This is a genomic window from Mesorhizobium sp. WSM4846 (assembly GCF_055811415.1).
In genome coordinates, this window is sequence record NZ_JBVVPZ010000036.1 from 59,001 (window position 1) to 65,775 (window position 6,775).

Annotated in this window: 9 protein-coding genes and 2 tRNA genes; 5 read left to right on the forward strand and 6 right to left on the reverse strand. The window is 59.7% G+C overall.

The features are described 5' to 3' along the window. Positions 1 to 41: 41 nt before the first annotated feature. The 3 genes from AC0L15_RS24975 to AC0L15_RS24985 are packed head-to-tail and all read right to left on the reverse strand — an operon-like array spanning position 42 to position 1,384. A complete protein-coding gene (locus AC0L15_RS24975) occupies positions 42 to 887 on the reverse strand; it encodes a class I SAM-dependent methyltransferase (protein ID WP_473497447.1) in 846 nt (281 codons plus the stop codon). 55 nt (positions 888 to 942) lie between these two features. Next, positions 943 to 1,191, reverse strand: a complete 249-nt coding sequence (locus tag AC0L15_RS24980; protein ID WP_473497448.1) for a hypothetical protein — start codon at positions 1,189 to 1,191, stop codon at positions 943 to 945. Between the two features lie 10 nt (positions 1,192 to 1,201). After that, positions 1,202 to 1,384, reverse strand: coding sequence for a hypothetical protein (locus AC0L15_RS24985; protein ID WP_473497450.1), 183 nt, complete (start codon positions 1,382 to 1,384; stop codon positions 1,202 to 1,204). A gap of 82 nt (positions 1,385 to 1,466) precedes the next feature. Here AC0L15_RS24985 and AC0L15_RS24990 point away from each other — a divergent pair, with 82 nt between their 5' ends. Beyond that, positions 1,467 to 1,763, forward strand: a complete 297-nt coding sequence (locus AC0L15_RS24990; RefSeq protein WP_473497452.1) for a hypothetical protein — start codon at positions 1,467 to 1,469, stop codon at positions 1,761 to 1,763. A gap of 183 nt (positions 1,764 to 1,946) precedes the next feature. On the opposite strand, the gene AC0L15_RS24995 is transcribed toward AC0L15_RS24990, so the two are convergent. The 3 genes from AC0L15_RS24995 to AC0L15_RS25005 all read right to left on the reverse strand — a co-directional run bounded on the left by AC0L15_RS24995 (position 1,947) and on the right by AC0L15_RS25005 (position 3,375). Then, on the reverse strand, positions 1,947 to 2,396 hold the full coding sequence (locus AC0L15_RS24995) for a hypothetical protein (RefSeq protein ID WP_473497453.1): 450 nt from the start codon (positions 2,394 to 2,396) through the stop codon (positions 1,947 to 1,949). Between the two features lie 213 nt (positions 2,397 to 2,609). After that, the gene (locus AC0L15_RS25000) at positions 2,610 to 2,948 is read right to left on the reverse strand and encodes a hypothetical protein (protein WP_473497455.1); all 339 of its coding nucleotides are present in this window, start codon (positions 2,946 to 2,948) and stop codon (positions 2,610 to 2,612) included. A 352-nt stretch (positions 2,949 to 3,300) separates the two neighbouring features. Then, positions 3,301 to 3,375: transfer RNA gene (locus AC0L15_RS25005), tRNA-Asn, on the reverse strand. 221 nt (positions 3,376 to 3,596) lie between these two features. Between AC0L15_RS25005 and AC0L15_RS25010 the strand changes: the two genes are divergently transcribed. The 4 genes from AC0L15_RS25010 (at position 3,597) to AC0L15_RS25025 (ending at position 6,609) form a co-directional block, all read left to right on the forward strand. After that, positions 3,597 to 3,857 carry a hypothetical protein gene (locus tag AC0L15_RS25010; protein ID WP_023802589.1) on the forward strand — a complete coding sequence of 87 codons (261 nt, stop codon included), beginning with the start codon at positions 3,597 to 3,599 and terminating at the stop codon, positions 3,855 to 3,857. 308 nt (positions 3,858 to 4,165) lie between these two features. Continuing rightward, positions 4,166 to 4,239: transfer RNA gene (locus AC0L15_RS25015), tRNA-Cys, on the forward strand. Between the two features lie 116 nt (positions 4,240 to 4,355). Beyond that, entirely contained in the window at positions 4,356 to 5,024 is a 669-nt protein-coding gene (locus AC0L15_RS25020; RefSeq protein WP_287249010.1) for a protein-L-isoaspartate O-methyltransferase family protein, read from the forward strand. 187 nt (positions 5,025 to 5,211) lie between these two features. After that, a complete protein-coding gene (locus tag AC0L15_RS25025) occupies positions 5,212 to 6,609 on the forward strand; it encodes a TolC family outer membrane protein (RefSeq protein ID WP_287249009.1) in 1,398 nt (465 codons plus the stop codon). Positions 6,610 to 6,775: the final 166 nt, after the last annotated feature.

Genomic DNA, 6,775 nt, shown 5'->3' on the forward strand with positions numbered 1-6,775 from the left:
CGTCGGCGCGGGCGAGCAGAGTCGGTAATGCGCGGCGTTCCTCAATCACGCGGCAACTTCGTAGCCACTATCCTGACGCCGCCCATCTTGCGCTCGTGAATGAGGTCAACAAATCGGATGTAGGACTTGTGGAATGCATCGTGCCCCATTGGGGTGCCAGCCTGTCGGGCTTCTTCACGCAGCAGTTGATACATTGCCAGTCGTTCCTTCAAAATTGGTCCCCATTCTTCCGTCAAATCTTTTGTCGAGACTACTCTAAGGCCAACGCTTTCGACCAGACTGCGGTATTCGGGGATTGACCGAAGAGGCTGAATAGCCATTCCTTCCCACATCAATTGCGCATCAGCAGCGGTAAGCGGCTGATTAGCTATCCAATCTGTGAATGCCAATCGGCCATCTGTCCTCAGAATACGAAAAGCTTCGGCAACCGCTCTCTTCACATCAGGAATATGGCAAAATGCTTCTTGGCTGACGACAGCGTCCATGCTCGCGTCAGGAAGCGGAACGTCCATCACGTTGCCCTCCACAATCCGCGCAGTACCGTGAAGGCCAACTCGTCTGGTTAACTCCTGTGCGCCCGAGGCGCGCGCTGGCGTCAATTCGATACCAGTGACGTCGGCTCCATATTTGAGAGCCAGATAGCGCACCGTGCCGCCAAGTCCCGCACAGAAATCGGCCACGCGCGACCCATTGCTAACCTGCGCTCCTCGCGCCAATTCATCTGTAGCGGCGAGGCCGCCATAATGATCTTGGTCATGGGGAAACAGCTCTTCAGGGCGCAAGCCGTCGAGATGGCCACGGCTTGCGCGTAGTTTGGCAAGGATGATTTCGCATGAGATGGGATGACGATTGTAAAAATAGACGGTCTGTGAAGTTGCATCGCTCATGAAACTTGCCTCCATGACTCGGGGCCACGCTCCCTTGGGGCCGATCATCACGAACCTAGATAGGGCGGCGGCCGGTTCTCGTAATGGCGCGTGCAATTGCGAGCTGCGCCTCGACTTTGGCGTTTTCCTTTTGCGTCATGTTATCGGCGGCGATCAGCCGGCGTAGCGAACGCATGATCTCTCCGCGCGTCCAACCCGCATCAAGCATGCAATCGACTATCGCCTGAAAGCCGGGCTCCATGGCCTCCTCGCAGTCGATCTCGCGGTCGAGATATTCGCCCTGCCGTCTTGGCTGTCTGATCATCGTGGCTTCCTCACAAGAATCGCTCGCCATCTGCGCGATGCTCGTAACAGAACCAGTGCGATGACTGCCGCGGCTTGGCGAAACCCCATCCGGCATTCTTGTTGCAGCCGGGATGCTCGCAGAAATGGTGCTGAATGCCTGGGCGCGTGACGGGCTCCATTGCACCGGGAAGCCGGATCAGATCGTCGCCCATCGAATATTTTCTCACTTCAGTTTGTTGGATAGATTCCACAGCCGGTCTTGACGATCAAGGAAAATGTTCCTTATTCGTTCTCATGGCGCACGATCCGATTGACACGCTGGGCAAGGCGACCCGGCACAACATGCTGGTCAAGGCAGAATGCAGTTGTGGGAACGCGCGCTACTGCCGTTCGGCCGACCTGATGATGGTCTATGGTGGTGGTGTCGACCCGCTGAAGCTCAAGTTTGACTGCAGCCGTTGCAAGCGCCAGATCACGATCACCTTGCTCGAGGTGCATCCCGAGCACCTGCCCAAGCGATTGATGATCCACAACCCGATGAAAGGTCCGGACGGCAAGATCCACTGGCACACGGAACGGTTTCGGGGATGATTTGTTGAGCGACTGTCAGCCGCTTGCGGGGAGGCGGCGAGCGGCCGGCGCCGCTTGGGGGGCGTGGGGTAAGATCGCCTGACGGGCGCCGGCCAGGCGGTTTGGGGTCCGCCGCAGGAAGAAGCTAGCAGAGGCTTCCCCGGACGGTAGGTACGTGATCGCGGAAGGCGTCGTGCTTCCAATTTAGCCGGCCAGCGCCATACCGACGGCTATGCCTATGCCCATTGCCGGGCCTGTTGCGATTTTACCGCCGATATCCAACTCTGGTAGGCGGGAACGATCCGGTCCGCCATGAGTTAGTGAATCATGATGAACACCATGGAACCCCACGGACGCGCGATGGCGGATGCCAGGGAGCGCATCAACCGGACCAAGCTCGCGCTTGAGCGCACAGAGGAATTGCTGGCCGAGAATACCGCGCTTTGCAGCAGGATACGCGCGCGACGGTGTCTGGTCGAGGCCGCATACCGCTTGGTGCAGTTCGATCCCGCCAGCGATGCGGCGCTCATTGGGGGTCTCCCCATTCCAGACGGGCCACGATGATATCGGCGGCAGCCTCTTTTGCGTCTTCGATAGAACAATGAATTGATTTTGCACGCCACCGAACTTTTCGAGGACCTGAAGTTCGTACATCTCGGCAAGCCGCGGCGCGGGCTAGCCTGCGCCGGTCGAGCGATCGCGGTCCAAGCCCCATGCGTTTCCTGCTGACGCATGGATTCCATTTGCTACGCAGTCGGATCCCATGCACTCGGCAGCATAAACTGCCGTCTCAAAATCTCGCGCCTTTCCAATCCATTCCAAGGCACTTGGGCATACCGCGTCGCCTGAACCGCCTCGCACAGCAACCTAGAAACCTCGCTTCGGCGGGGTTTTTCGTTGAGGGAAGCGTTGCGGAGTAACTGAAGGGTAATGCGCCAGTTCCTTAGAAGGACCAGCCTCGGCTGCCAGTTCTGAAGAAGACGACGGTAGGCCAACCTCACCGAGCCACTCGTCGTAGTGATGGTTTAAGGCGAACAACAACTCGTCTGGCTTGTTGATACCGCTTTGGAATAACTCGATAATTTGACGGCCAAAACGCCGCCTGGCCGGATCGCCAACTGCTATCCCGGCCTGATGGCAATAATCGTCGACCACCGCGGCAAGCATTGAAAGCTGCGCTGGATCCGTTGCGCGGTTGAAGGTCATGTCGCTTCTCCCTTGTTTTGGGCGAAAGCGTGGTGATCTCTTCCAATCGACGGCTTGCCGTTAATGTGCGGGCGACTTCCGTTATATAGTGTGTCGGTTTGGTACATACGAGTCGCAGCGTCAACCTAACGCAACGTCAGGTTGCGGCAACCGCGAATGATGGTCAATGCACAGGAAACGAACCTAAAACGCGTGGCGCTTGGGCGCGGCAGCTTCAGGCAACATCTGCCGCGTCCACCAGCCTGCTTCGGCGGGCTTTTCTTGCACGGTCCAAAAGCGGGGAGGAAAAGAGGGGAATGCAGTTGGCGTGTTAGATATGATCTAGCAATAACAACGTGTTAGGCAAGCAAAGTGGCTCCCCGGGCCGGATTCGAACCAGCGACCAACCGGTTAACAGCCGGTTGCTCTACCACTGAGCTACCGGGGAACAGAGGCTCTCATGTGAGTGGCGCAGCCTATAGCAAACCCGTTTCGGCTTTGCAAAGAAGCATTTCGTATTTTTCAGCGCTTTTTCGCGCCACGATTTCTGGCAATCCTGTGCGGGCGTCCTCATATGAGCCGTCTGGCGGGGTGCGCGGAACCGAAAAGGCGGTTGCGGCTTTCGTCAGCTGATGCTTTTACTTTGCCCGAACGGACCACAAACCAGACATGAGCGCAGCAAGCCACAACCACCCACCGGCACGGAAAATATCGGTCTTCGGCCGTGAGTTCACCATGCCGCGCTCGCGCGGCCTCAGGATTGCAATCGGCGTCGTGCTGATCTTCGGCGGCATTCTCGGCTTTCTGCCGATCCTGGGCTTCTGGATGGTGCCGATCGGATTGCTGGTGCTCTCCTACGAGTTTGCCGTCGTGCGTCGCCACCGGCGCCGGCTCGTCGTGTGGTGGGAACGGCGGCGGCGGCCGAACTGACGGCTGTACTGACTTCGCAAGCGGGCAAGCCCCGCGAAGGCGTCTTTCCGGCTCGACTCAGCTGGCTAAATGGAAATTCTGCTCCGACGGCCAGATGATGGCGGTTCTGCGCTTACCTACGGCGCGACGCGTCCAATTGGAAGCGCAGCGCTCTAACCTCCGTTGCGTTCCGGTTCTCGGAGCATGCGTGTCGTTGGCTCGACGCGTGGCATCGTGGCCGAGGGGAAACCGTCGGGAATGCACCATGGCCGCTTGACGGCATTTTCGCCGCAACCTATTGGAACCGGGTGGAACGCCGGGAGCAATGAGGCCTCGTGGCGGAGTGGTTACGCAGAGGACTGCAAATCCTTGCACCCCGGTTCGATTCCGGGCGAGGCCTCCAGTTGCCCAAGCTCCCGCGCACCAGCGCCAGGGGGTTCCGGTCGACATGAGCCGCGGTCTTGGCGCGGCAAGCGGATTGATCTTGGGCAGATTGGTTTTGGGCGGATTGGTTGGAACATGAGCGCTGATTTTGCCGAACGTCGAGTAAAAATGGTCGACGGCCAGGTCCGCACCACCGACGTAACCAGCGCGCCGCTGCTCGAGGCGATGCTTGTCGTGCCGCGCGAGGCCTTTATCGCCCCCGATCAGCGCGATCTGGCCTATATCGACGAGGACATCCGCATTGCCAATACCGCGGACGGCCCGCGCTATCTCATGGAGCCTTCGCCGCTGGCCAAGCTGATGCAACTGGCCGAGATCGGCCCTGGCGATTCGGCGCTCGATGTCGGCGGCGGCACCGGCTATGCGGCGGCGATCCTGTCGCGGCTGGCAAAGTCGGTCGTTGCGCTGGAAAGCGATCCGGCATTGGCCGAGACCGCGATGTCGACGCTTTCGGCGCTGGGCTGCGACAATGTCAGCGTGGTCAACGGACCGCTGCCGGAAGGCCATGCCGCCGGGGCACCCTACGACGTCATTTTCATCGGCGGCAGCGTCGAGAAAGTGCCGGAAACGCTGCTCGATCAGCTTGCCGAAGGCGGTCGGCTCGTCGCCGTCGAAGGGCAGGGCAATTCGGGCGTGGCCCGATTGTTTCTGAAAACAGGGGGGGGTGTAACCGGAAGAAGCGCCTTTAATGCGGCAATTAAGCCACTACCGGGATTCGAACGTATCCGTGCGTTCGAGTTCTGAATGATTTTGGCTTGCAGCAAAGCCGTTGTCGTGTTCGCTTGCGCTTGAATAATTGTTGCTGATCCGCACAACCGGGGTGTTCTGTTTGGGGGCAGACAGCAGGGAACCTGAAACACACGGCGCCGGCTGCTCGAATGGGAGAAGCCGGCGCGGTGTGGTTCCCATGCAAAACGAATGAGGGAATAACGTGCCGTCTTTACGCAAGAGTCTTTTTGCCGCCTTTCTTTCGGCGACCGCGCTTTCTCCGCTAGGCGCCTCGGCGGAAACCATTCTCGGCGCACTTTCAAAAGCCTACCAGAACAATTCCCAGCTCAATTCGGCCCGCGCCGGCGTCCGCGTCACCGATGAGGGCGTTGCCATCGCCAAGTCCGGCTGGCGCCCGACCATCACCGGTTCCGCGAACATCGACTACTCCAGGGGGTATTTCGATGCCCGGAGAAATATCCCCGGGCAGAACGGAAAAATCGCGATAACCACCGGCAACTTTGGCGTCCAGATCGACCAGACCCTGTTCGACGGCTTTCAGACCAAGAACAACGTCGCCGCCGCCGAATCGCAGGTCCGCGCCTCGGTCGAGAGCCTGCGCAATACCGAAGAGAACATTCTGTTCAATGCGGCAAGCGCCTACATGGACGTGATTCGCGATCGGCAAGTGGCGGTGCTGACGGAGCAGAACCTGCAGTTCCTGACCGAGCAGGCACGCGCGGCGCGCTCGCGCTTCGAAGTCGGCGAAGGCACCCGCACCGACGTCGCACAGGCCGATGCCGAGCGCTCCTCCGCCGTGGCGGAACTGGCCGCCGCCCGCGCGCAGGCGCTGGCAAGCGCTGCGACTTATCGCCAGATCGTCGGCGACGAGCCCGGCAGGCTCAGGGCCGCTTCGCCGCTGGCGAAGCTGTTGCCGTCGAACCTCGATTCGGCGATCGCGATTGCATCCAGTGAGCACCCGGCCATCCTCGCCACCCAGCATCTGGTCGACGCGGCGGCGTTTTCGGTGAAATCGGCCGAAGGCGCGCTGCTGCCGCAGCTTTCGGCTTCCGCCGGCGTTTCCAGTGACTATATCAAAAACGATCCCCTCAGCAGTGGGGATGGCACAGAAAATACGGCCAACATCGGTGCCACGCTGACCATACCGATCTATTCGGGCGGGCGGACGTCGGCGATAGTGCGTCAGAACAAGGAATCGCTCAGCCAGGCCCGGATCGAGGTCGATGTCAGCCGCGACACCGTGCGGCAGGCGGTGACCTCGGCTTGGACGCAATATATCGCCGCCCAGCAAAGCGTGGTGGCCAATAGGCAGGTGATCGCCGCCGCGCAGCTTGCCTTGAGCGGCGTCATCGAGGAGCGCAATGTCGGCCAGCGCACCACGCTCGACGTTCTCAACGCCCAGGCCACCCTCATCACCGCCAAGATCAACCAGGCCAGTTCGGAACGCGATCTGGTGGTGGCGAGCTATGCCATCCTTTCGGCTGTCGGTCGTCTTTCGGTCGAGCGTCTCGCCCTTCAGGTCACGAAATACAGACCCGAAGAACATTACAATGCGGTCAAAGACAAGTGGTTTGGCCTGCGCACGCCAGACGGCCGCTGATCACCTCATAAGTTTCAACTTCCGTCCAGTTTCAAGCCATTTAGAGCCCGGGGGGGGCAAAAAGAAGCCGGGGGGGGAATAATTTTTTATAAAAAAAGACCCCAGAATTGGGGGTGTGGGTATTTGGTTGGGGGGGTTGGGAGTTTGGGTGGTTAGTAAAAAGGGG